A 23,552-nucleotide genomic window follows, 5' to 3' on the forward strand; every position below is an offset into this window, starting at 1 on the left:
TTTATTTGTAAATTTCGATAAAACGACAATCTAATCCACTCATAAGACAATCACGGTATTTGTGCCCGGTTAGCCTGCACACTGCAGCAGAAAATTAAGAAGCCTTTCAAAAATCCATAAAAAAGCCACCTTGTTAAAAAGGTGGCTTGTAAATCCGTACAGATAACTCATATGCCGTGATGAAAAACATAAAGATAACCGCGAACAACTATCGCGCACCCTATGTTTGATAACCTCAATCGTTCATGAACTACCCAGTAAGCCCTTGCTTAGCAAGATACTCATCATATGAACCATGAAAATCACTCACACCATCTTGAGTAATCTCGATAATCCGAGTCGCAATGGAGGAAACAAACTGACGATCGTGAGAGACAAATAATAACGTCCCTTTATAATTTTCAAGCGCTAAATTCAACGCTTCAATCGATTCCATATCCATATGGTTGGTCGGCTCATCCATCAACAAAATATTCGGTTGTTGCATGATCAACTTACCAAAGAGCATACGGCCTTGTTCACCACCGGAGATGACTTTCACCGACTTATTGATTTCATTTTGTGAAAACAGCATGCGCCCAAGAATGCCACGAACAGTCTGTTCGTCATCACCTTCTTGTTTCCACTGCCCCATCCAATCTAATAGATTCATATCTTGACCGAATTCATGCGCATGGTCTTGCGCGTAATAGCCAATATTACTATTTTCAGACCACTTGATCTCACCGGCTATCGGCGCCATCACCCCGGCTAATGTATTGAGTAATGTCGATTTACCAATACCATTTTTCCCGATAATCGCAATGCGCTCGCCCACTTCAATCATCAAATCCACACCATCAAACAAAATATTGTCACCATAACCTTGTTTGAGTTGGTTCACTTCAAGAGCATTACGAAACAACTCTTTCTCTTGATCAAAGCGAATAAAAGGTGATTGACGGCTGGATGGCTTGACCTCTTCAAGCTCAATTTTATCCATACGCTTTTGCCGAGAAGTGGCTTGCTTGGCTTTTGACGCATTGGCTGAGAAGCGACTGACGAATGTTCTTAACTCTGCAATTTGTGCTTTTTTCTTCGCATTATCAGCATGTAAGCGCTCACGAACCTGTTCGGCGGCAATCATGTACTCATCGTAATTACCATGGAATAAGCGCAGTTCCCCATAATCTAAATCAGCCATATGGGTACAGACGGTATTTAGAAAATGCCGGTCATGCGAGATAATAATCATGGTGCAATTACGCGTCTGCAGTGTTTGCTCTAACCAAGCAATGGTATGCATATCGAGGTTGTTGGTCGGTTCATCAAGCAACATGATATCAGGTTCAGCAAACAATACTTGAGCCAGTAAAACCCGCAATTTCAGACCGGGGGCAATGGCGTTCATTAAACCAAAATGCTGACTTTCTGGAATACCTAAGCCAAGCAGTAGCTCGCCTGCTCGCGCTTCGGCTGAATAGCCATCCATTTCGGCAAACTCAGTCTCTAGATCACCCACACGCATGCCATCTTCATCAGACATCTCAGGTAATGAATAGATCCGGTCACGCTCCTCTTTGACGCGCCACAGTTCCTTATGACCCATAATCACCGTATCAATCACGGTATATTCTTCAAAAGCGAACTGATCTTGTCCTAGTTTGGCAATCCGTTCGTTGGGATCGGTCATCACCGTTCCTGCAGAAGGCTCTAACTCATCACTCAAAATTTTCATGAAGGTAGATTTGCCACTGCCGTTCGCGCCAATAAGGCCGTAACGGTTGCCATGACCAAATTTGATCGATATGTTTTCAAACAATGGCTTAGCGCCAAATTGCATGGTGATGTTTGCAGTTGCTAGCACAAAAAAATTCCAAGTCGGTAGTAAACAAAAACAAAGCAGGCTAAGCGCCAACTTTTCGAATGGCGACATATTACCAGTTTTTGTGCGCTACATCAGGTTTTGAACATTGATCAAATAACAATCTATTCGCTCTATTTTGCGCTAAAGTCACCTGCAAGGGTAAAAAGCTATTATTTTCAATGGGTTTATGTCGCATTCACGATGTTGCCATCACACTGTTTTTTATTTGCACTTAGTTAAGGAACAATAAGGGCGGCTGAAGGGATTTAATCTTGATGACCGATTGCGGATAGCACCTTTAGACGAAATGATATACAGCTCATAGCTTATGGATAGACCACCCAATAATCCATATATATAATTGAATATATTGAAACTTTTATCATCAAATGAATAATGCCGCAATGTGAATCTCAACCAAATAAAGCTATCTATCTAGCGATAACCCTTGCAGTCAAGACCCACTTTGCACATTCACTTTACTCTGCTAAAAATTCGTCCACTGCACTCAACGCCTGTGTACCGTAGACAAGAGAAGGGCCGCCCCCCATCATGACAGCAACATTGATAGTTTCGATCAATTCTTGTCTTGTTGCGCCCGCTTGGATTGACGCTTTCGTATGAGCAGCAATACAGCCATCACAACGTGCAGCAATACCAATACTCAAAGCCATCAGCTCTTTGAGCTTGTTAGATAGTGCACCTTCTTGCATGGCAGCCTTGTGCATCGCCATAAAACTATCGAGCATAACAGGCGATGACCTTTTGTATTCGCGAGCAAAGGTATTTTGTTCGGTATTGATCTCTTTATAATTTTTCACGGCATTCATTCCACAATACATTAGAATATACTAATATATTACACTGATTAATTTAACAAAGCACGCTCCACAACAGCGAGCCTGCAACAAAACTGAACACTGCCGACGATGACCAATGAAGGGTATTAAAAAAAGTTGCACTTTATAGTTAATATGGATTAAAGCGACTACGTGGTCAGATCTGTTATCTGCTCGAGAAACAATGGGCTTTAACTAGCTCCCCCACCATTCCCCTAAAGTGCATTAAGCCATCCCAGTGCAAATAGCGCGAAAAAAGCCCATGCCCTGTCACTTAGATATGTTTAAATTCAAAAATATACAACACAAAGATAAATGTCCCATCCGCTCAACCAAAGAGCTTTGGATACTGTGACCCATTTATCTATTAAACGATTTGGCGCAACACAAGTCACAAAGCTGTAGCCAAATAGATACAAATCGAAAAAACCTCCTACGACTTAAAAAGTCTACAATATTGACGGTTTAAAATGCCCACAAACGCTTATCTAAATAAGACGATCCATAAGCAATGCCGTAATTTTTATTTTTAACTATGCTCATTCATTTCAAATAACAAAAAAGCATTTACACTTTACAAACAAGATTATGGCACATCCATCCTTACTCATTAAATTAAATTAGAATTCATCTCCAATAGTTTAATTAATTATATATTTATAACCACATCGAGACCAATTAATAACTAACTTTATATAATGAAAAGTGGTTATTTGAAAAAATAAGACTGCCTAGTCGTATATCTATTTTTTTGATATTTACATTCATACACTTAAAGCGACCTCTCAGTCTAGAATCCTGACGATTTAGCCAACCCAAGCTATTATATGTTGGGCTCATTCGATGAGCAAAATTGCAGCACATCGCCAATCACTGCGGATTACAAACTGCGCCCCATAAATTATCCAACGGTGCAATGGATTCTGACAACATCTGACTGAGTTGTGAATAGCTATATGCGAGCTTAATTTGATGCTCATCACTGTAATCATCTTCCCAAATAGTGGCATCAGTTAAATCAAAATGGCGCGGCGCCGCTAACGTTAAACCAGACTCTGGGCGCAAATCGTTCAATTCCAATTGCAGCGCTAATTGCTCAGAGGCCTGCTGAGCCAGCGCCGAATACCCTAATTGATCAAGCAATAGAATGGCATGCGCATGGGTGACACTATGAATGCGCTCACCGGTATAAAAATACCCACCAGAACTGTAGTACACATCGGTTGTACTTCGCTCCAGCGCACTGCGACACAGCGCCAGCAGATCCAACTCATGAGCATTTTTTGCAGTAAAGCGGCGATAGTCACTGCATCCGAAGTATCGCGCCCAATTATCAACGCTACAATTATTTAATAGTTGGGCAATATTAGCGACTGCTCGCTGGCTAACGTTGATGTGATACTTAGCAATCGCTTCTAAAAATAATGCTCCATAGATCACGCCATGTCCTGAACGGCTCAACTGCTGCGCATTATTCTCAATTGCACTGACAATCGAACTAAAATCAGTGGCCAGAGGGCTGGGCTCAAGCACTTCAAATAGTGCTGGATGGTTTTCTTGGTGCTGCTCTAATCGAGCTTTCAGCGCTCTTGCGGCACGCTCGGGTAACTGATTACTCTCTAGTAGCTGCACACCTGCGAGGATAGACGCCCCGACATGCCCTTGAAACCACCCATCACTCTGTTGCACTGCAACATTGGCAAGCGCTAAAATACCCTGTTCAATTAATAGCGTCATATTCATCCTATCAAGGTTATCCTGCTGATTTAGTCTAAATAACAATGTCGCATCACCCGCAGCTAGGGTCAATAAGTAGCAAAAATACAGTCAGGAATATAGTGTTTGAATAAATCTACATGAATAAATAGTCCACTGAGTTCGATATGCAGATAATTACCCTGCCTAATTGCAGCAGCATCACCATTCAGATCACGGATGATACGCCAAATAAAAGAGTCACGGCAACGCTAATGATTACTATGTGAACACATCATCAGTTGAGAGAAACAGAATAAATGCAGCATGCGCTTTACCAATAGGTAAACGCTATCTTTCCCCATTAATAAGTGGAATTTAGTTTTCCTCGAAGACCAATTAAGTTACCAAAAGGATCTTCGACTTGGCACATTGCCAAGCCATTTTCGATCATTAAAGGTCCGCGATATAACCTCGCGCCCAGCTTATTGAAATGCGCTAATGCGTCATTCAAATTTTTGAATGACCAATATAAAACACTGCCACATTTACCTGCACTTACTTTTTCATCAGCCTGAACAATTTCAAGAGAGAAACCATCGATGCTTAAGACGGTAAAATCAAACTCTTCTAAATAACAAACGCTCGCCATAGGGAACGCCTTTTGATACCACTTTAAGCCTAATTGAACATCAGGAACGTGAATCAATACAGCAACTGGTTTCATCAGATACCTCTTGTTATGCCATGCTCTAGGCAGATCCATAGTTGGAATTTCTTATCACTACATCGGTTAGCCGTTAAGATGCCATAGAAAAGAGACAGGCTCGCAAAACCATGAACGACACATCACAACCACCTTAATGCGGATTCACTATAATCGACTCAAACTACTTGCCACCGGCTAAATCGATAAAAGAGCCTGTGACATAAGATGCTTCATCAGATAATAACCATGCAATTGCATTCGCGACTTCATCAGCACGGCCGCCACGTTGCAATGGGATCTGCGGCGCTAAGCGATGAACCCTATTCGGTTCTCCCCCATCGGTGTGCATATCTGTATAAATGAACCCAGGTCTCACGGCGTTAACCCGAATGCCTTGTGCTGCAACTTCCAATGACAAACCTTTCGTCAGTGAATCCATCGCACCTTTAGAAGCCGCATAGTCAACATATTCAAATGGCGCACCGGAGCGAGAAGCAGCTGATGAGACATTGACGATCGAACCGGTAGCGTGGTTGCGCTTGATAAACTCACGAGAACAAAGAAAACAGCTTGTAACATTCGAGCACATGACTTGATTAAATCGCTCGACATCAATATCAACAAAACTAGATTGGGTAAAAAGAATGCCTGCGTTGTTGACTAAGTGGGTGACATTTCCGAGTGTTTTTTCAACCGCATCAAATAACGCAATCACTTCATTTTCATCAGACACATCGGCTTGAAACGAAAAGGCCTGACCACCTAATGCAACAATATCACTCACAATTGCCTCTGCACTTTGTGCATTAGAGCGATAATTCACACAGACAAGATAGCCTCTTGAAGCTAACAACTTAGATGTAGCTGCACCAATACCTCGGCCGCCGCCAGTGACGATCACAACATGACTCATATCTATTCCTATCACTTATTTAGAAAAATTCAATCCCGTGACTTTAATGGGTAATAAAACCACTAACAACCCATATTCCAAAAAACTAAATTAAGCCAATATGCGCCGCCAAGATCATAATCAAATATATTTTTTATTCAGAATATTGTTAATGCCTCAACCACGTCCTTAAAGACGCGCTGACTAAGCGATGGATTCTACTTACAACTAAGGCTAGTATTGCAGAAAATAAGCCAATCCGGCATCCGCCGTATGCATGTGCTTTATATTATTATGCTCAGGCTTTTATCGCATGGGCAACATTTTTTATGCAACGCCTTGCCGATGCGCTGACCCCTGATAACTGAAAAAAGCCATGAATAACGCCAAGGTAGCGCTCACAATAGGCCTCTACTCCATGCGAAATTAATAACCGATATAGCTTTTCACCTTCATCTCTGAGGGGATCGAATTCAGCAGTAATAATGTAGGAAGGTGGCAGCCCTACAAAATCAGCTTTTTCTAGAGGGTTAAGCTCAGAATTATCTAATACTCTGGCGTACTCACCGATATACAACCTAAAACCAGAAAGCAGCATATTGGCTGTAATGATAAAATCTGTGCCATTAGCTATATAGCTATCTGACTTTCCTTCAGGATCAAGCATCGGATATATGAGTATCTGTTTTCTAGGCAACCATGATTGTTTCGTCTTTAAACGTAAACAAGTAGTTAAAGCTAATTGCGCGCCTGCGCTATCACCCACAAATGTGATGTTATTTGTGTCACCGCCATATTGATGGCCAAATTCTTTGATACTCAACACGGCCCGATAGGCATCATCATGAGCGGCGGGATAACAATATTCTGGAGCTAAGCGATACTGAATACAGACAACTAAATTATTAGAGTATTGGGCAAGCTGTCTTAACTGCTGATCGTGGGTGTCAAATCCACCACTGATAAAACAACCACCATGGAAGTAAATTGTGACAGGTAAGTGGCTCTGATTGGTGGGCTTGTAAACTTTGACTTGAATGCCATTTAATTCATCAACAAACTCTTGAGCCATACTCGGGCTTGAACCTGCTAAAACCGCACTAGAAGCATACCCTTTTCTTCTATCGCTAATACTTTGTAGAGAAGGACAAGGCTTCCCTGCATCGATAAAGCCCTTAACTAATTCTCTTATTCCTAATTCTAGATGGTTAATCACAACTGAGGCCCTCATTATTGATAAGCCAACAATGATAAAACTAAAAAATAAACATGTATATAAACACAGTAAAAATTGATATTTTTGTACGTAAACATACAGGCTGTATTCACCAAAGCCTTAAATCAAGTACCTCTTGTAATGTTCAGACACCGTCACGTTAGCCTCATCCCTCTGGCTAAAGTGCAGTATTTTCTTTTCAAAAAAGCACTTAAATCACTGTTTCAATGGACACATAACCAGCAGAATCGTGGATAGAAGAAAGAACATTCAACATCTCACCTATTCCCTCCTTGCTGTTAGCCGATATACCCCCTGGAAAATTTCATCATTCGGCATACGACTTAAAGTTCGAACCATCTACTCTTTGGGCAAGGCTCTCCATTGAATTAAGTTACACGACAAATTTCTGGTAATCCTCATCAATGGCGTCTTTGTGTTGTTTTGAGGTATAACATCTGAATAATGGACATACTGAATGACCGTTTTATGCTTAGAAGGCAGTAGCAAAAAGACGGCCATTAGCTATATTCTCGTTAATTCCTAGGTTATATCAAAAGTCTTCACGCCCTTGCAGGTCGGTGAAATCACTCATAATCCATTTCTTATAGCCAGGACGGGTTTTTAACGCCTCAAACCACGTACTCACATGAGCTGGTAATTCAATTTCCAGCCCTTGAGTGGTCAAACGATAAAAGACCCCGCCGACGCAGATATCTGCAAGTGTGATTGAAGTGCCTGCCAAAAACTCACTCTTTGCTAAAGCCTGTTCAATTAACCCGATACACTGTTGGCATTTGTCTAATTCGCGATTGACGGCTTCCATGTTTCTTTTGCTTGGGGGCATCCGATAATAATTCCAAAATACGCCCATAAATGCAGGTTGAAACGTGACCTGAGACCAATCTTGCCAGCGCTCATAAAGCGAGCGCGTATAGGCGTTGTCGACATACCAATCCAACCCACCATAACTTGCCGCTAGATACCGCAAAATGGTGTGCGATTCCCAAATGGCTTGGTTATTGTCGATGAGCACAGGAACTTTTTGCATCGGATTGAGCATTTTAAATTGCTCAGTATCTAAACCGCCAAATCGCCCACCCACCTCGACATGTTCATAAGGGATCTGGAGCTCTTCGAGAAACCATAATATTTTTTGAACATTAAATGATGTGATTCTTCCGTAGAGTTTCAATGGACTTACCTCTTTTTGTAACCGCTCATATTTAACATGCTGACTAATGGGTTGAAAAACATCGCTAGACACCTAGTTCAATGAGTAAGTCAACCCAATGCGCCACCTAAAATTTGATGAACACCACAACCGCCAAGTCACGCGCCTCCCATACATGCGCCGATACCAACCACTACCAAAATACGGGTGAAATAAGTTGATAACACGATACCCACATAACCCATGCACATTTTCCACTGACACAAAAACAGTTACTCAATAAACCGTGTTAGCTAAGTTATTATTAGATGAGTCACGAACGCCACATTAAGCTGGCATAAACATCTCAGATTGTTTGAATGAGAAACAAACTTGCGAACAACTCCTCGCTTTTTAGATAAAAATAACTGGTGCTACTTCGTGCTACGATCAGCGGGATGGTTTACCCCATCATTGGTCACAACGTCACCTAAATCAAACGGGTTCACGCCCTCTAAACAGCCGACATTAAACCCATATTCGCTTGGATTAGAACGGCGTTGATGATGGGTATAAATCCCGCAATGGGAGCAAAAGTAATGTTTCGCGGTCTGGGTATTAAACTGATACAGTTTTAAGGCATTTTGCCCTTTAACAATACGGATCCCATCCAGTTTGACTGACGCCACAATCGCGCCTTTGCGCCGACAGATCGAACAATCACAACGCCTTGGATTCTCAATCCCATTAGGTAGCGTAAGTTCTAACTCAACAGCCCCGCAGTGACAGGTTGCCTTATGCTTAAGCTGAATGGGTGTTGTGCCAACCATTTTGATCATCGTTTTATCCCTTAATGTTTCATCAACCTTATATCCGAACCAGTACACAAGTGACGCGAAATGCCGATTAGCTATTTTTTAGTCCCACCATTGAAAAATGATGGCTGGCGATATTAAATCCTGCACGCAGGTAAAAGCGATGCGCGGCAAAGCGTTGAACGCCTGAATCTAAATGAATTTGGTCACAATCAATTTGCACTGCATAATTTTTAAACCAATTCATTATAAATTGACCAACACCGCGTGAACGATGCGCTGAATGAGTAATCAGATCATCAATGTAGATAGACTTACCCCACGCCAATTTTTCACTCACGGTGAAACCTGCAACCGCTAATACGCCCTCAGGAGATTTCACGTAAACCACTTGATAACCACTTGAAAGTTGTTTATCGACTTGAGCTGACAGAGTTTCCATATCGTAGCCGGTTCGCAATTGCAGCAAAACGTCTAGCACTGCTGAATAATCTGAATCTTTCGTTAAAAAATGAATGTCCATATGTTCTCCAATCGGCTGTCAACACCCCATTAACATACTGTTATCAAGTTCGTTTTACCAGATTTTATCTAGATCTTGCGCATATAATAAAATGGCACGTTGATAACGTTTAATCGCCTTGCAGTCGCTGCTTGCAACTAATAGCTCCAGCAACAAAGCAGTCGCTTGTTTATGCCGGCCTACATTGTATAAACACATTGCATAAAACGGCTGAACTTCTAGAGCATCGGGATACTCGCTCAAAGTATATTCAAAGTATGCCAGCGCCTCTGTGTAACACCCTAAACTTCGATAGGTACTCGCCAAACCAAATAAAGCATCAAATCGCTGATCGATAGTGAGCGTACCTTGCAAGGCTTCAAGATAATGCACAATAGCTTGCTGCTCACTGCCCTCGTTATCGTGCGACCAAGCAATATGTAAATGCGCAATTGCCCGATAGCTTTCGTCATTCAGTAAACTTGTCAGCAGCGTTCGAGATTGCTCAAATAATCCAGCTTGGCGCAAGTCAATTGCTTGTTTGATCACAGAATCCATTTTAAAAGCCCTGCTTACTTACAACTCTAATCCACCCATATGGACGCCCAAGAACCGCCTTTAGACTGGTGACCACGGCTCAATCACAAGGCTTGGCCAACGTGTTTGGTAGCGTCGATTCATCGCATTGTAATTATCTTCACTCATCGCCGTTTTATTGGGCCGGATAATCATATTGGCAAGATCATCAAGCCCAAAGGGAGCGAAAACTCGCATGCTATCATTTTGTAACCTGACACCAACGGCAAAACATGGCAACCACATCCGGATCCCATCTTCAGTTTCAGTCAGTGGCGCAATATCTGAGCCAAACTTTTTCCCATACCATTGATGGACCTTGGCTTGATTTTTAACATCAACCGGTCGATCAAACGCCCTGATCTGGTGTATCTGCTGTTCATAGTGCAGCTCGGCATTGTCAGCCGCACGATCAAAGTAAACTACATCAAAGTCTTTAATTTGGTCAAGTGGCGCATGACCAAGCTGACAATTCCACACGGCCTGGGTGATAGCCCCACCGGCCAAATAATGATTAGGCAGTTCCATCTCTTGTAAAATGCTAAGCAACGCCATCATTTCAGGAATGTCGGCGATGGTAGCCACTAATTTTTGTTCGTCCATGCACATCCCCTTATTTAATCGGTTTTCACTTGTCATTGACTATACTAACCATTGCGTGATCGTGCCGCGGCCATCGACTATCCCAAGGCGCGCCACACTACCGTTAATCAGCGTCAAGTTTGGCGGAGCATGACCAATGTCAACATCATACATCACAGGAATGTTTTTATTAGCAAGATGCTCGTTAAGCACTTCAAGGTATGTCAGATCACTATCATTATCGCTGTCGGCTCTAAAATTACGACCTAAAATCAAGCCATTAATATGATCAAATACACCGCGGAACTGCATACTGTGAATCGCACGAACCAGATCACATGGGCTCATTTCAACATTTTCAAGATAGAGAAGTACGCCTTCTTCATACGTTGCGCTCAACGTCGATAAACTTAAAAAAGACGTTTCGAACAAATGAATGAGTGTATCCCAACATCCGCCAATTAAGCGTCCGGAGATAAACTCATCCGACTTTGATTTGTTCAACCATCGCCACTGAGTTGGGCTCTCACCCACCACAAAAGCCAACGGATCACGATCAATTTTCGGCCAAGTCATCGTGTACTTATCTGAGCTGTACTGCTCGAAAACCCCACCAATTGGCGTTTCCAAGTAGTTCAAGGTGTTGGCAATAAGGGGGGCGGTATTCGTAGAGATTAAATCCATCAGATTCGAGCTATGCACACTTGCCCATCCAAGTATCGAATGAATAGCAACACTCAATGTACTGACATCTGAAAACCCAAATAACCATTTAGGTTTTGATTGGGCAATCCGCTTAAAATCTAATAGTGGAAGTAATTCCATCGCCAATTCACCGCCCCAAGGCGGGGCAATCGCATCAATACGATCATCGGTTAGAAACCGCATTAACTCCTCTGCACGCACTTCTTTAGGCGCACTGACATGTTTACGCTGACCTTTCAGACAGTCACCAACAATCACATCATAACCTCGCTCCTGAAGCGTCCGCACAATTTCCGCGAAACGGCGTTCGTGACATGGTTCAATCCCCGTAGAAAATGCCGTAATGGCAATTCGGCTTCCGGGCCGAAGTGGTTCTGGATAAATCACTATAATTGCTCCTATCAATATATAGTTGTATGTCGTCTGATTAATGAACCAGTAGCCATGCGACCTTCTCATGGGCTGCAAACAATAGTCATGCGTGACACAAAATTTGTTTATATCGGCTCGATTTATCCATCATAAAAACAAATAAACACATGTATATCAACACAGCTAAACTGTAAAAAAACGCAGTTAAACGTACACTTATCGCATACAGATAACTACCTTTTCTGCAAGACAGCTTGCACGAATGCGCCACATCGTTGTCAAACGCTCCGGATGTGACCAATGCCCATTATCGTCAAAAAGTTGGACATTTAAGGTGGGTTGGTACCGCGCAATCTGCTGCATGTTGCAGTCCGATGGAAAAGCGATTTGGGTAGCAAAGAATTAAGCTCAGATCTAAACTGACAGATGTTGATTCAACATACGGTCACGATCAGATTAGGTCTGAGAAGTCTTAATAAGCCATCTCGAAACATCATGCTGCGCGCGACTGGCACACCCATATGCGTATTGCTAGGTTATTCGTAAAAGCAGATAAAATTTACTCGTCTAACTGAAGCACATGGAATCGGTGACGAAAACCAAGCCCCTCGTAAAACGCTAACGCTTGTTCATTACCTTCAGCTACATAGACTCTGGTTGTTTCTGGCAAATACGCCCTGATCCATTCAGGTTTGAATGTAATACCGCTAGCACACCGTGTTTAATCTCTTTAGGATGACTAATTGAGCTGATATCGAAGTCGCTGGTGTTCACCCTCACCTTGGCTATCGATGTATTGAGCACCACTGCTTTCGATCACTTTACGCGATGCGATATTATCAGCACGGCAGATAATATAAGCGGGCTCGTTTAATACATGCTGTTTAACATGCATCAATAGAAACTTAGCCACACCTTTTCTGCGACATGTTTTGCGCGTCTCGTAGCCAATATGTCCAATCTCATTTTCAATATAGTCATTGGATTGATGACGCACCCTAATTGCGCCTTGAATTTCACCGTCTGATACACAAAAGTAGGTGGAATACGCCCCCCAGCCTTCTGGTAAATATAGACCTTTGGCATGACCAATGAGTGTTTCCAAAAATGCATTTGGATCGATGATGGCAAACGCATAGTACTCAAGTTGTTCATCCCAACAAGCTTGAATGTATTTGACGTATTCATCATTATTAATTTGTGTTGGCTCAACAATTCTCATTTGGCTCATCGGTAATTAACCGTTACATCGCTTAAAGGATGGACAAGCGTGTTCAGTACATTGATTAACTCAGATAAATGCTCAATCGATAATCCGCCCTGAACCGCATCAGCCATTGGATGAAACCCTGAAAGTAAAACCGCGCTCATTCCTGCGTTGAGAGCAGCTTGTCTGTCATTTTCTGGATGATCGCCGACATATAGACACTCGTCGGGTCGAAAGCCTGCATTCCGGGCTGTCTCTATAAATATCTTAGGATTTGGTTTTTTTAGACCAAACGCTTGCGAACTAACCAACTCGCGAATCAAGTGCGCAAAGCTTGTCGATTTTAATGTCTGTTGACGACTTTTCTCAGCACCGTTAGAAATAATACCCACATAATAACCCGCTGCTGTTAGGCGTTCGATCAGTGCTTTTGCCCCATCCATTTCAACTGTACTCTGAGGAAACTCGCTTTGCCAATAAGCGCTAATTTCTTCGGCAGAAACGTAGTTATTCCAAGGTAAATGCTCGCTTAACTCACAACCGATCGCTGTATAAATTTTTTGATAGGGTGACGTTTTAGGTAAGTAACCGCCCTGGTCGATACTTCGGATCAGTGACGATACATCCTTGTCGGTGATAAGGGATAAATGATGCGCATAATGGCACACAAATGATTGTGCGAATTGGCCGATGCTAGCAGCTCGATCAACCAGCGTATTGTCTAAATCAAAATAAATGGCTCGAATCATGATCGATGAACACTTCTATTCATTGGTAAGTTTACAAGTAGTGAATAAGTGGCACCACATAATTGGGATATGGCTTGTCGATCGTGAAACTTTCAAAACCGAGTTTACGATAAAACGCCTCCGCATTCAGTGACGAGTTGACGCGAATATAACCGCGATGATCACGCGCTTGCACGTGTGACAAGGCCGCAAAAAAAAGCGCCTTTCCCAACCCTCTACCCTGCGCTTTCGGGTCGATAAATAAGTCGGATAAATTCCAAGCGTTGCGAAGCAAAATATACCCCAGGATTTGCCCCTCGGGCCCCACCGACTTGAGAAATACATGTTCAGGACTTGATAGACCGATGCCAATATGAGCGTGAGTATCGGCAATGATACCCTGTTTAAGTTCTGGGGCAGCTTGCACCGATTGCAAAATAGCCTCTGTCGATATTGTGTTAAGCGCTGCTAGATCATGTTGTTCTAATCATCTGATTTAAATCTCTTTAATTCTACAGGTGCTTGTCACAGAGTACTGCATTGCACCGCTACTAACAAAACCAAATCGTATCGGTCATCTTGGCTATAACAGGTATTCATGTCAAACCGTAATCATCACAATCACAGTGAGTTACATGAATCCATCGATGCGACAAGAGCGTTCCATCTAGCGACTGCGCGTCATCTGATACAAACAATGGCGCTCTAGCCAATGCCCCGTAGCGAGTTGGGGATGATTAAAGTCTTGATGGGTATTCACCATCCCAATTTTTTCCATCACCCGCTGAGAGGGTATATTGGCCAATGCAGTGAACGCATAAACGCAAGGCACAGCAAGTGTGTTAAAAGCAAACTCTAGTGCCTTTTCTGCCGCTTCTGGCGCATACCCTTCGCCCCAAAATTCAGCGGCTAGCCGCCAACCAATTTCAACAAACGGAGCATTCGGAATACCACTGTCTTCAGCTTGGCGATGCAATCCAACAAATCCAATAAATTGACCCGTTGATTTGAGCTCAACAGCCCAAAAACCCCAACCATTTTCAGCAATGAGATGTTGAATGCGTTGCGCTTGTAGATTGCTTTGCTGCTTAGACAAAGTTGTGGGAAAGTAACGCATCACTTGCTGATCAGCATTAAGCTTTGCATAGTGTGCATAATCATCACGCCGCCATTGCCGGAGCACTAATCGCTGTGTTTCCATCCCCATATGCCTCTCCTTGGCCCTTAACCACATCAAATAAAATCAAATTTCTCCGTTAACTTGGGTATAACGAACGTCTCGTGCATCGCCTACAATTACATCAATAATTTCAGACACGCCGGCTCTAAAATTGATGTTTGCCTGCTCGGCTACGTTAGCATCATATTCAATCGGTGAGATAACGCCACCAAACGGTTGAGCCACCAAAACCATAGATGTCGTTGACTAACCAATCCTTGTACTAATTTCCAATATCCGTTTCGGCTTGCTTAACGTAAGGATTAAATTTCAAAAATCTTGCGACCTCTTCATCCACAATGGGAATAAACTCTTTTGACGCTGTTTATTGGATAACTAATTGTTCTGAGGTGTGCATGATATACAACTCGTTTACAGATTAATGAGTCGACTTATGTCCGGCAAAAAAGTAAATCGACTGTAAACACGCCACTGATTTGCATGTCTACGCCAACCAGTTGTATCCATAAACACCAGCTTTTATACTGATTTGACGATATCCACGCTGACGCCTAAATTGGGATGCCCCACAACCGCCATATTGCGTTATCCAAATGGTTCTGACTTATTTTTGTCATACCACATTTTTAACGATGGCACTTACTTCCAACTCATCACCCCATCATATTCGGTACAATGCTCTATAGCGCTTGAAGCACTAGCAATATATACCTGCACTTTAGCTGAAGCGGCATAGCTTAAATACTTCGAACATTGTGCACTTTGACCATTACCGACAACGACCATTGTGTTGGGCTTAAGCGTGCATTTCACCATTTTATCCAATGGCGACCACTGATAACATATTTCATAATCTTCTCTATATTGAGAAATAGGCCCCGATGGCATAAAAAAGGACCACCATTGGCCGAATTTACTACTAGGATTGGTACTATTCCATGCACGATAAATGGTTACGTGCGCATTCTTTTTGCTTTGGTAAACCCGCCCTTGGCACAACTTTCCTTGCTGCGGCTTGCCAAGTGCTTGACTGAGAAGTGCCTCATTGGCAATCGGCTCAAATTGAGCGACTAAGGCTTGGGGTAAATCAATGTGTCCAAGACAGTTCGGTGCAGTAACATTCGCTTTTTCAGTGAGATAACTAGAACAACCTGGTAAAACGATGAAAAAGGCACCCAGTAAAATCCTTTTCATATAAATCATTCCTTTTATTGATGAAGCAGATCATGCATCGTCTCAACGAAGCAGGTAACTTGCAGTACCAACGAAAAATTGTCCCGTTGCCCACACCAACTTAACGATGCTTAACAATCGCCTATCACTGTAAAATACAGCTAAACGACCAGGACGATACAACACCACGAGTCCTCAGACGTTACTGGACCTAATGCATAAAAGAGATTTTGTCCATCTATCCGCGTCTGGGAATAATTCAGTTTCAATTATAGTACCAATACGACTATCGATCTTTTTGAAATACCCTACTCTATAACGGCCATCCTTATTTTCTGCTCTATCTTTTTGAATGGGTACAGACTCGACACGGTGTGTAGCAAGAATACTCGCATAAGACAGGTATTTGAGTGAATAAGCCGATCAACACAATCACTGACAGCATTAGAATGACAATACAGCTAACTCTGTGTCGAACCAGATAGACTGCAGAAAAGACGGTTAACGATAGGCATGATAGGAGCGGCTTATAGACAATAAATAACCCACGGAGATCAGCATCACAACCGAGTACCTGACTGATTGGGTTAGCTGAATTAACTCGACCCTTTTGCGTAAAAAAGCCAAACTAGACCTAACCTATAGGCCTCAGTGGTGATGTGATGCAGCATACTGACGCTCGGTTAAAAACTAGCAAAGTATAGCGGCATTACATGAGTACTGCAGCGAGTACAAAAACCGCGCAACTTTAACACCCTTGATGGCGTCTCCGTTATCCGTTTGATTGTTTAGTTTTTTGATACTCAAAAAACTTAAACTCTTTATTTAAGTCTAGTTGTGATTCTCCAATTTTTAAGTATCCCAATTTTTCATAAAAATGATGATTACGATACGCTTTCGAAGGCGTTACCAGATTCCAAACGGTCATACTCGGATACTTCGCCTCAATCAAATGCATTGCAGTAGAACCTATTTGCCTATTTTGAAATTCTTTGGCTATAAAAAAGTATTTAATTTCAATGTCACTATCATGTGCTGGGACAGCTAACATTCCACCAGCAACTTTGTCATTATTGACAATTTTGTAGTAATGTCCTTTTTCAACTTCTGATGCATGCCAAGTAAGCGATTCAATTCCAGGGGGATAAGACCCATACTGCTCAAAATCAGGGGAGAAGGCATCCATACTAATTAACTTGAGTATCTCAGCATCTTCTAATGTTGCTAACTCCAAACTGACCATATTCTTCCTTTCTAAATCAAACGTAACATGAAAAAACATAACGTCCAGTATGGTTTGAGTAGCTTGTTCTATGCCAGATATTCAGTATAGCCTAGCCGCTCAACAATCAGACCACCGTTGTCCAATTTGGGCATCGCGATACCAACTCATCAATGCCTTATGCTTGTCATCATCCGCAGCTGGCGACCAAGGGGCAAAATCTTCTTCTTTGAATGGCACATACGGGCCTTGTTTGACTTCAAAGATAACGGCATTAGGCTCAAGCGAAAGTACGGCATGCCAGCCTGCAATTGGGGTTTCAATTAACGACTCACTTTCCCCTAAAATAGCTCGGTTGCTCACCACGCCATGATCATCAAAAGTCAGAACAATAAAACGCCCACGCAAAGCGGTGAGTAGCTCCCAAGTCTGCATATGACGATGCGGACGAATATAAGTATCCGGCTCCATCGCTATCGCCAAGCGCTGAACTGAGTCAGATAACTCAGAATGGATATTATGATTCATGCGCTGGCGTGGCGATTGTCGAGCATCATCACTGAGAGTAGAAAGACGGTCAAAGCTCAGTTTATTCATAGAATAAATCACTTATAAGAAAGATTGAAAAAAATCATGCTAAAGCGACCGTCTCTGGTAGTCAATTCATTGTCGTAAATTTGCTGTTCTAACCGCTTGCCGATTGCAATTATAGCGTCATCCCTAAAGCCCTTTCGATCACTTACGCATGAAACTCACACTAAAAATCGCAAAGCAAGAGATAAACAACTTGGGTTAAATAACTTTCAGCAAAAACCACCCCATGCTCGCAATCGCCTATTAAAGACAACTGAATTGTCCTGAGGACATTCACTGGCAAAACGGCCGCTAGCGCTGAGCAGCATTCAAGCCAATGGCATTGCCAAGAGGGTCTTTGAGCATGGCGACGTCTGCACCTAGATCAGTTTTTCCTGGCCCCCGATAGAGCGAAGCTCCCATTGCAGTGAGTTTTGTAACAACTTCTGCGACGTTGTTTACTTCAAAATAAGTAACAGAACCATTGGAGCCCATGTTATTTTTGGAATCAGTCACAACTTCTTGAGCGTCATCTATCGCTCACGCATGAATCTAACCAAAAGAAATCAGAAAACGTGAGACATGCAACTTCAGTTAAAATCATCCAGATTCAGCAAATGCCTATTTTCCAAAAAGCGATCAAAATAGCATGCAAAGCTATTTAACCCCTCTTCGGGTGTACACGCTTACAGGCGAAAACAACTCACTTTATTTTAAATTCAGCGCTCAGCTGAGATAACCCCAATAGAACTTATGGCATAGCACATAACTTCTATTGGGATCTGAAGCATTTTTACTGAACAACAGTGCTTCACCGCTGAGCTAATGAACAGGCAAACAGCAATGGAGTAACGCTGATACTGACAGAGACCGTGCAAAAGCCGCATAGTTTTACATGTGCTAATGAATAGTTATGGACTTACCCAAAAAACACCCGCTTTATCACGATCAGTGATCAAAAAAATTTCTTCTATAGTATTGGCCGTTTCAACTGGCTCATATTTCTTGCGACTTCGAAGCTCTCATCGAGCGTCTTTGAAAAAATCGCATTAGCAGATGCCTCACCTATTCCAGCACGGTTGAGTTTTAATACCATCCGTGGCTGCAAGTTATTGATGATAATACCAATATTTTTATTTTGCAAATCGTCGACGATTGACTCCATCGCTACAATAGCACTCATATCAAGCAGCGTAACTTCTGACATATCAAGTATAACGATCCGAATATCAGGCCTCACTGAAGCAATTGTTTTGAGTGCTTTTTGCGCGGAACCAAAAAATAAGGGGCCATTAATATCATAAACCACGGTATTTTCAGGCATATCATATTCAGCATGATTCCCCTCAATCGTCGCGGTCTGAGCCAAACTAACACTTCGTCTTATAAACAACATCGCTGCCAATCCCATTCCTACGGCGACAGCAACTGTCATATCAAACAAAACGGTCAATAGAAAACACAATATCAGGACAAATACATCATCTTTTGGTGCTATCTTGACCGTGCGAATAAAATGTTTAGCTTCACCCATATTCCAGGCAACCATCAACAACAATGCAGCCATTGATGCCATGGGTATGTACGATAATAATGGGGCGAGAAGTAAAATGCTCACTAATATGAACAGGGCATGAATAACGGATGAAAGGGGCAAATTCCCCCCCGACCGAATGTTCGCTGCCGTGCGGGCAATAGCGGCCGTAGCGGGTAACCCACCAAACAGTGGCGAGATGATGTTCCCAATACCCTGACCTATCAGTTCATCATTTGGGTTATGTTTTTTCCCAGACATTCCGTCGGCGACAACTGAACATAACAATGATTCTAAAGAACCCAAGATGGCAATAGTAATCGCTGATGGAAGAAGCCGCCTGACCAGTTCAAAACTGAACCCAATGGGCGATCCGTCCGCGCTAGCTAAATGCCACGGCCAGTCAAAGACTGGGAGACTGGGCGGGATCCCACTTCCTATTACGCCCAATATATCAAATGAAAAACGACTACCAATAGTGGCCACAGAAAAACCGGGCAGATAAAGGCTAAGTACCCAAGCGGTAAGGCTACCAACCAGCAGCGCAACAAGGTGGCCCGGTATTTTTGAGTGGCACTTTGGCCAAACGATTAATATTGTTAACGTCAAAACACTAATTAAGGTTTCTTTCCATTCGATAGATGGTAATGCAAGGAAGATAGCCGATAGTTTGTGTAAATAATGGCCCCCTGAGGATTCAATACTAAGACCTAGAAAATCTTTTATTTGCAAAGTGGCAATGACCACACCAATTCCTGAGGTAAACCCGACAGTCACAGGATAAGGAACAATCTCGATCAATTTGCCAAGTTTTCCGACCCCCATCAAAATAAGAATAAAACCAGCCATGAACCCGCTAACTAACAACCCGCCTATGCCGAATTGATGAACAATGGGCAATAAAATGACGACAAATGCGGCAGTAGGGCCAGATATGTTGACTTTAGATCCACCGGTTAGGGAAATAACAAAACCAGCCACTATCGCCGTATAAAGACCATGCTGCGGTGGCACACCACTGGCTATCGCCAGAGCCATAGAGAGTGGGAGTGCAATAACCCCAACGGTTAACCCTGCAAGCACATTCGCTTGGATGTCTTGATACGACGGTTTACTTTGTATAGATCTTCTGAGTGCAGATAGCATTTTTGACTCGACGTTGATGTACTCTAAGGCCCGCAACAGCGGGCAGTTTTAAGCGCAGCTGGAAATAGCTCCACTACTTACGCTTGCTACTCGCATGTCAAAATGACACACGTATTACCTATTTTATAATTTCAGGCATAATCTTGATATGGCATTTTGACACAACATAAATGACATTATGGTTGCCTCCACTGCTCGCATCATCGCTAAAGCAGATGTCGATACACACAACTAACTCACTAAGATTGCCGCTATTACGGAACTGTCTAGCATTAATTCCTTTGTACTGAGTACATCAATTGAAAAAACTCATTGAATCAGAACAAATTTTAAAGCAGAGGCAGGCTGACGCAACTTTCTTAGTGGACACACTTCCCCCAGCACCGCCAAATGCAACACTCAAATTCACAGCAGAACAGAAATTTCCAAACAGAACCAAACAGGATGAAAACCGATTCAATGGTGGGGCTGAAGCCTTCAAGAACAACCTTAAAGCGATGGCTCAACAATAGACGAAGAAGGATAACACCCGAACATTCATTCTGAAATGATAACAGCAATAACTCTTATGTTATTGGCTTTAATACGCTAACAATGACGGCGATCAATACTTGAAAAGTGATAGCAGAAAAATCAATCATCTACTGCCGACAAACTCACTTCATCTTTGATCATGCGGTGAATCTGAACATATGACAGAGCGGAAAAATCAAACCAACAACGTCATTCATTTAAAGTGACCCTGTAAATAATTCTGTGTAACTGTTCCGTTGCCTACGATCATTCACGAGAAATGTGAGCGAACGATGACTGACTTGGCCATCAGATAAAAGTGATCTGATCTGGCACATGATGAAGCATCCTTGCAGTTGTATTCTTTATGCTCATGAAAAAATCAATATTCAGATGACTCAATACAAATGGGCATTATCCACAGCTCGCACCGCGTTGACCTTGCCAGCAACTGAAATGATCTTGTTCAAAAATAACTTTGTGTTCAAGTAAAGCACTATTTACATCGCGCCATTATTAATCGATTGTTAAATATCAAATTTTAGCGCACATAAGAACAGCACCCACACCATAACGCGAACACAATGGCACCTCATTCTTTGCCTCAAAACCAAACCTAGACCAAAACCTTGACGCCCCTTGCACAGCAACAAGATTAATTTGAGTAAAGCCTAACCGGTGTGCGTTGAGTAAAAGAGTATTGACCATAAACGTGCCCACGCCTTTTCCTCTGACTTTACTTGATATCGCAACATCATAAGGAAAGGCTACGATACTCAAAAGAATCGAACCGAGAATATTTTTAAACACTCAAACTCATTATTTTGATTTAAAAGCAAATCCATTGCCACTTCTAGTTCGGCTTCATCGAACAAGACAACCTGGTCGGTATGTCGCTCGCTACTGGCTGTAAACTGTTGGGCTTTTTTGAGCCTGAGTTTCTTTTCCAACAAGAGAATTTAGTTGTGTTATCGTCTCAAGGACAAAGTAATGAGCAAGTGCGGCTAATTGCTAGCTTTTTTCTCATACGAGTCAAAAAGGTCAGTCACAAGAACACCATTAATCGTCATTCCTTCCAGATTAGCATCATTGATTTCAGCGTTTGACAGATTCACGCAGCTCAAAGACACGCCCGACATATTTATATTGTGGAATTTAGCATGACGCATGTTGATGTTCTCATATATACTTCCAGAAAGATTTACATCATTGAAAATACACGATTCCAAATTACAATCATTAAATTGGGAATTTTTTAATACAGCCCAATACGATGAGTCAGTTAGATCCACACCATTAAACTTTGCACCTGTCATATCTAACTTAGAAAACTCGTAACCTTTGAACTTCGTATCTGAAAATAGATTATTATTCTCTGACATGATGTTCTCCTTTTCCTTTTTTTAGTAGATGTCAGGTAAAGTGAAGCTGCATTATGCTAAAATAACGTGGCCAGCACATAAGTCACACATAGTTGACTATCCGATTAGTTTTTATTACATACATAGTTCAACGTTTAGTACCCTTGGTATATAACAAATACCTTTTTACTTTGTTCAGTGGCCGTAACTCGAAAACCAAGGTGTTCATAACAAATTAGTCTTGAACTAAGATTTCCTTTATAACTTTCGCTGGATTACCCCCAACTACTACGTTATTACCGAAACTTTTTGTAACAACTGCCCCTGATGCAACGACAACATTGTCTCCTAATGTGACGCCTGGGTTAATTACAGCTCGCCCGCCTATCCAGCAGTTGTCACCAATATTTATTGGCTTCGCTAACTCTAAACCACAATTTCGTTCAAATGGATCCAGAGGATGTGTTGCTGTGTAAATTCCAACTTGCGGGGCCAGCATACAATTATTTCCGATATGAACTTCAGCAACATCTAAGATTACACAACCAAAGTTTGCGTAGAAATTTTCTCCGACATGAATGTTACAGCCATAGTCGCAATTAAAAACTGATTCGACAAAAATATTCTTACCGGTTGAACCCAATAACTTTTTTAGTAACTCAATACGTTGCCCATTATTTGAAACTGAAGTCGTATTAAGCTTTTCAGTCAATAATCTAGCATTTAACCTCAATTCCATTAATTCACCATCTGTAGGGTCATAAAGTTCACCAACCAGCATTTTTTCTCTTTCCGACATATCAATCACCTTTTCAGAACAACAATGACTCAATCACGGTGGAACGCCCCATGACTGATGCGCCTGGTACAGATCCGAGCATACGAAATGGCCGTATCATCCAGCTTTTCAGTTATATTGTCACTCGTGTTAAACACGTGCCTACCTATCTGCAGCAATGGTAATATCGTCCACAAAGAAGACGGCTGACTCTATATATTTAACCTCAAAGTGA

The 23,552-nt window shown here is 42.2% G+C and carries 25 protein-coding genes and 1 pseudogene; 1 reads left to right on the plus strand and 25 read right to left on the minus strand.

All coding sequences use genetic code 11. The annotated features are described in order from the left end of the window. Positions 1-250: 250 nt before the first annotated feature. From ABUE30_RS04370 to dauA, 22 genes are all read right to left on the minus strand, one after another. Entirely contained in the window at positions 251-1,846 is a 1,596-nt protein-coding gene (locus ABUE30_RS04370) for an ABC-F family ATPase (protein ID WP_408622442.1), read from the minus strand. Positions 1,847-2,325: 479 nt separating this feature from the next. Beyond that, the gene (locus ABUE30_RS04375) at positions 2,326-2,667 is read right to left on the minus strand and encodes a carboxymuconolactone decarboxylase family protein (RefSeq protein WP_408622540.1); all 342 of its coding nucleotides are present in this window, start codon (positions 2,665-2,667) and stop codon (positions 2,326-2,328) included. Positions 2,668-3,555: 888 nt separating this feature from the next. Continuing rightward, entirely contained in the window at positions 3,556-4,422 is an 867-nt protein-coding gene (locus ABUE30_RS04380) for a hypothetical protein (protein WP_408622443.1), read from the minus strand. A gap of 322 nt (positions 4,423-4,744) precedes the next feature. Beyond that, positions 4,745-5,107 carry a VOC family protein gene (locus ABUE30_RS04385; RefSeq protein WP_408622444.1) on the minus strand — a complete coding sequence of 121 codons (363 nt, stop codon included), beginning with the start codon at positions 5,105-5,107 and terminating at the stop codon, positions 4,745-4,747. Between the two features lie 163 nt (positions 5,108-5,270). After that, the gene (locus tag ABUE30_RS04390; protein WP_408622445.1) at positions 5,271-6,002 is read right to left on the minus strand and encodes an SDR family oxidoreductase; all 732 of its coding nucleotides are present in this window, start codon (positions 6,000-6,002) and stop codon (positions 5,271-5,273) included. A 277-nt stretch (positions 6,003-6,279) separates the two neighbouring features. Continuing rightward, positions 6,280-7,197, minus strand: coding sequence for an alpha/beta hydrolase (locus ABUE30_RS04395; RefSeq protein WP_408622446.1), 918 nt, complete (start codon positions 7,195-7,197; stop codon positions 6,280-6,282). Positions 7,198-7,750: 553 nt separating this feature from the next. Further along, positions 7,751-8,464 (minus strand): glutathione S-transferase family protein, encoded by a 714-nt coding sequence (locus ABUE30_RS04400; protein ID WP_408622447.1) that lies wholly within the window; start codon positions 8,462-8,464, stop codon positions 7,751-7,753. Positions 8,465-8,784: 320 nt separating this feature from the next. Beyond that, positions 8,785-9,189 carry a GFA family protein gene (locus ABUE30_RS04405; protein WP_408622448.1) on the minus strand — a complete coding sequence of 135 codons (405 nt, stop codon included), beginning with the start codon at positions 9,187-9,189 and terminating at the stop codon, positions 8,785-8,787. 67 nt (positions 9,190-9,256) lie between these two features. After that, positions 9,257-9,688, minus strand: coding sequence for a GNAT family N-acetyltransferase (locus ABUE30_RS04410; RefSeq protein WP_408622449.1), 432 nt, complete (start codon positions 9,686-9,688; stop codon positions 9,257-9,259). Positions 9,689-9,742: 54 nt separating this feature from the next. Further along, positions 9,743-10,225 carry a tetratricopeptide repeat protein gene (locus ABUE30_RS04415; protein ID WP_408622450.1) on the minus strand — a complete coding sequence of 161 codons (483 nt, stop codon included), beginning with the start codon at positions 10,223-10,225 and terminating at the stop codon, positions 9,743-9,745. Between the two features lie 60 nt (positions 10,226-10,285). Continuing rightward, positions 10,286-10,846 carry a nucleotidyltransferase family protein gene (locus tag ABUE30_RS04420; protein ID WP_408622451.1) on the minus strand — a complete coding sequence of 187 codons (561 nt, stop codon included), beginning with the start codon at positions 10,844-10,846 and terminating at the stop codon, positions 10,286-10,288. A gap of 39 nt (positions 10,847-10,885) precedes the next feature. Next, positions 10,886-11,917, minus strand: coding sequence for a S66 family peptidase (locus ABUE30_RS04425; RefSeq protein ID WP_408622452.1), 1,032 nt, complete (start codon positions 11,915-11,917; stop codon positions 10,886-10,888). Positions 11,918-12,641: 724 nt separating this feature from the next. Next, complete coding sequence (locus ABUE30_RS04430) at positions 12,642-13,124, minus strand: GNAT family N-acetyltransferase (RefSeq protein ID WP_408622453.1); 483 nt, start codon at positions 13,122-13,124, stop codon at positions 12,642-12,644. Positions 13,125-13,129: 5 nt separating this feature from the next. Continuing rightward, the gene (locus ABUE30_RS04435; RefSeq protein ID WP_408622454.1) at positions 13,130-13,858 is read right to left on the minus strand and encodes an HAD family hydrolase; all 729 of its coding nucleotides are present in this window, start codon (positions 13,856-13,858) and stop codon (positions 13,130-13,132) included. Between the two features lie 31 nt (positions 13,859-13,889). Beyond that, on the minus strand, positions 13,890-14,264 hold the full coding sequence (locus ABUE30_RS04440) for a GNAT family N-acetyltransferase (protein WP_408622541.1): 375 nt from the start codon (positions 14,262-14,264) through the stop codon (positions 13,890-13,892). 240 nt (positions 14,265-14,504) lie between these two features. Beyond that, on the minus strand, positions 14,505-15,044 hold the full coding sequence (locus ABUE30_RS04445) for a GNAT family N-acetyltransferase (RefSeq protein ID WP_408622455.1): 540 nt from the start codon (positions 15,042-15,044) through the stop codon (positions 14,505-14,507). Positions 15,045-15,080: 36 nt separating this feature from the next. Further along, the gene (locus tag ABUE30_RS04450) at positions 15,081-15,251 is read right to left on the minus strand and encodes an O-methyltransferase (protein ID WP_408622456.1); all 171 of its coding nucleotides are present in this window, start codon (positions 15,249-15,251) and stop codon (positions 15,081-15,083) included. Positions 15,252-15,656: 405 nt separating this feature from the next. Then, entirely contained in the window at positions 15,657-16,211 is a 555-nt protein-coding gene (locus ABUE30_RS04455; RefSeq protein ID WP_408622457.1) for a hypothetical protein, read from the minus strand. Between the two features lie 751 nt (positions 16,212-16,962). Next, complete coding sequence (locus ABUE30_RS04460; protein ID WP_408622458.1) at positions 16,963-17,433, minus strand: GNAT family N-acetyltransferase; 471 nt, start codon at positions 17,431-17,433, stop codon at positions 16,963-16,965. A 99-nt stretch (positions 17,434-17,532) separates the two neighbouring features. Beyond that, positions 17,533-18,009, minus strand: coding sequence for a WbuC family cupin fold metalloprotein (locus ABUE30_RS04465; RefSeq protein ID WP_408622459.1), 477 nt, complete (start codon positions 18,007-18,009; stop codon positions 17,533-17,535). Between the two features lie 288 nt (positions 18,010-18,297). Continuing rightward, positions 18,298-18,501 carry a VOC family protein gene (locus ABUE30_RS04470; RefSeq protein ID WP_408622461.1) on the minus strand — a complete coding sequence of 68 codons (204 nt, stop codon included), beginning with the start codon at positions 18,499-18,501 and terminating at the stop codon, positions 18,298-18,300. Positions 18,502-18,955: 454 nt separating this feature from the next. Further along, complete coding sequence (dauA, locus tag ABUE30_RS04475; RefSeq protein WP_408622463.1) at positions 18,956-20,665, minus strand: C4-dicarboxylic acid transporter DauA; 1,710 nt, start codon at positions 20,663-20,665, stop codon at positions 18,956-18,958. A gap of 178 nt (positions 20,666-20,843) precedes the next feature. On the opposite strand from dauA, the pseudogene ABUE30_RS04480 reads away from it, so the two are divergent. Next, positions 20,844-21,084, plus strand: a pseudogene (locus ABUE30_RS04480) (DUF1778 domain-containing protein); the annotation flags it as partial. A 628-nt stretch (positions 21,085-21,712) separates the two neighbouring features. On the opposite strand, the gene ABUE30_RS04485 reads toward ABUE30_RS04480, so the two are convergent. The 3 genes from ABUE30_RS04485 to ABUE30_RS04495 all read right to left on the minus strand — a co-directional run bounded on the left by ABUE30_RS04485 (position 21,713) and on the right by ABUE30_RS04495 (position 23,338). Then, positions 21,713-21,988: a GNAT family N-acetyltransferase gene (locus tag ABUE30_RS04485; RefSeq protein ID WP_408622464.1), complete on the minus strand. Its 276-nt coding sequence runs from the start codon at positions 21,986-21,988 to the stop codon at positions 21,713-21,715. A gap of 194 nt (positions 21,989-22,182) precedes the next feature. After that, positions 22,183-22,560, minus strand: a complete 378-nt coding sequence (locus tag ABUE30_RS04490) for a pentapeptide repeat-containing protein (RefSeq protein WP_408622466.1) — start codon at positions 22,558-22,560, stop codon at positions 22,183-22,185. A 214-nt stretch (positions 22,561-22,774) separates the two neighbouring features. Beyond that, entirely contained in the window at positions 22,775-23,338 is a 564-nt protein-coding gene (locus tag ABUE30_RS04495) for a sugar O-acetyltransferase (protein ID WP_408622468.1), read from the minus strand. Between the last annotated feature and the right edge of the window lie 214 nt (positions 23,339-23,552).

The organism is Celerinatantimonas yamalensis (genome assembly GCF_046054155.1).
Lineage (GTDB): Bacteria > Pseudomonadota > Gammaproteobacteria > Enterobacterales > Celerinatantimonadaceae > Celerinatantimonas > Celerinatantimonas yamalensis.

Excerpts from the sequence above, each read along its gene's own strand:
- ABUE30_RS04380 (WP_408622443.1), bottom strand. The coding sequence starts at position 4,422 with ATGACGCTATTAATTGAACAGGGTATTTTAGCGCTTGCCAATGTTGCA.
- ABUE30_RS04385 (WP_408622444.1), bottom strand. The coding sequence starts at position 5,107 with ATGAAACCAGTTGCTGTATTGATTCACGTTCCTGATGTTCAATTAGGC.
- ABUE30_RS04390 (WP_408622445.1), bottom strand. The coding sequence starts at position 6,002 with ATGAGTCATGTTGTGATCGTCACTGGCGGCGGCCGAGGTATTGGTGCA.
- ABUE30_RS04405 (WP_408622448.1), bottom strand. The coding sequence starts at position 9,189 with ATGATCAAAATGGTTGGCACAACACCCATTCAGCTTAAGCATAAGGCA.
- ABUE30_RS04410 (WP_408622449.1), bottom strand. The coding sequence starts at position 9,688 with ATGGACATTCATTTTTTAACGAAAGATTCAGATTATTCAGCAGTGCTA.
- ABUE30_RS04415 (WP_408622450.1), bottom strand. The coding sequence starts at position 10,225 with ATGGATTCTGTGATCAAACAAGCAATTGACTTGCGCCAAGCTGGATTA.
- ABUE30_RS04420 (WP_408622451.1), bottom strand. The coding sequence starts at position 10,846 with ATGGACGAACAAAAATTAGTGGCTACCATCGCCGACATTCCTGAAATG.
- ABUE30_RS04430 (WP_408622453.1), bottom strand. The coding sequence starts at position 13,124 with ATGAGAATTGTTGAGCCAACACAAATTAATAATGATGAATACGTCAAA.
- ABUE30_RS04435 (WP_408622454.1), bottom strand. The coding sequence starts at position 13,858 with ATGATTCGAGCCATTTATTTTGATTTAGACAATACGCTGGTTGATCGA.
- ABUE30_RS04445 (WP_408622455.1), bottom strand. The coding sequence starts at position 15,044 with ATGGGGATGGAAACACAGCGATTAGTGCTCCGGCAATGGCGGCGTGAT.
- ABUE30_RS04450 (WP_408622456.1), bottom strand. The coding sequence starts at position 15,251 with ATGGTTTTGGTGGCTCAACCGTTTGGTGGCGTTATCTCACCGATTGAA.
- ABUE30_RS04455 (WP_408622457.1), bottom strand. The coding sequence starts at position 16,211 with ATGAAAAGGATTTTACTGGGTGCCTTTTTCATCGTTTTACCAGGTTGT.
- ABUE30_RS04460 (WP_408622458.1), bottom strand. The coding sequence starts at position 17,433 with ATGGTCAGTTTGGAGTTAGCAACATTAGAAGATGCTGAGATACTCAAG.
- ABUE30_RS04465 (WP_408622459.1), bottom strand. The coding sequence starts at position 18,009 with ATGAATAAACTGAGCTTTGACCGTCTTTCTACTCTCAGTGATGATGCT.
- dauA (WP_408622463.1), bottom strand. The coding sequence starts at position 20,665 with ATGCTATCTGCACTCAGAAGATCTATACAAAGTAAACCGTCGTATCAA.
- ABUE30_RS04490 (WP_408622466.1), bottom strand. The coding sequence starts at position 22,560 with ATGTCAGAGAATAATAATCTATTTTCAGATACGAAGTTCAAAGGTTAC.
- ABUE30_RS04495 (WP_408622468.1), bottom strand. The coding sequence starts at position 23,338 with ATGTCGGAAAGAGAAAAAATGCTGGTTGGTGAACTTTATGACCCTACA.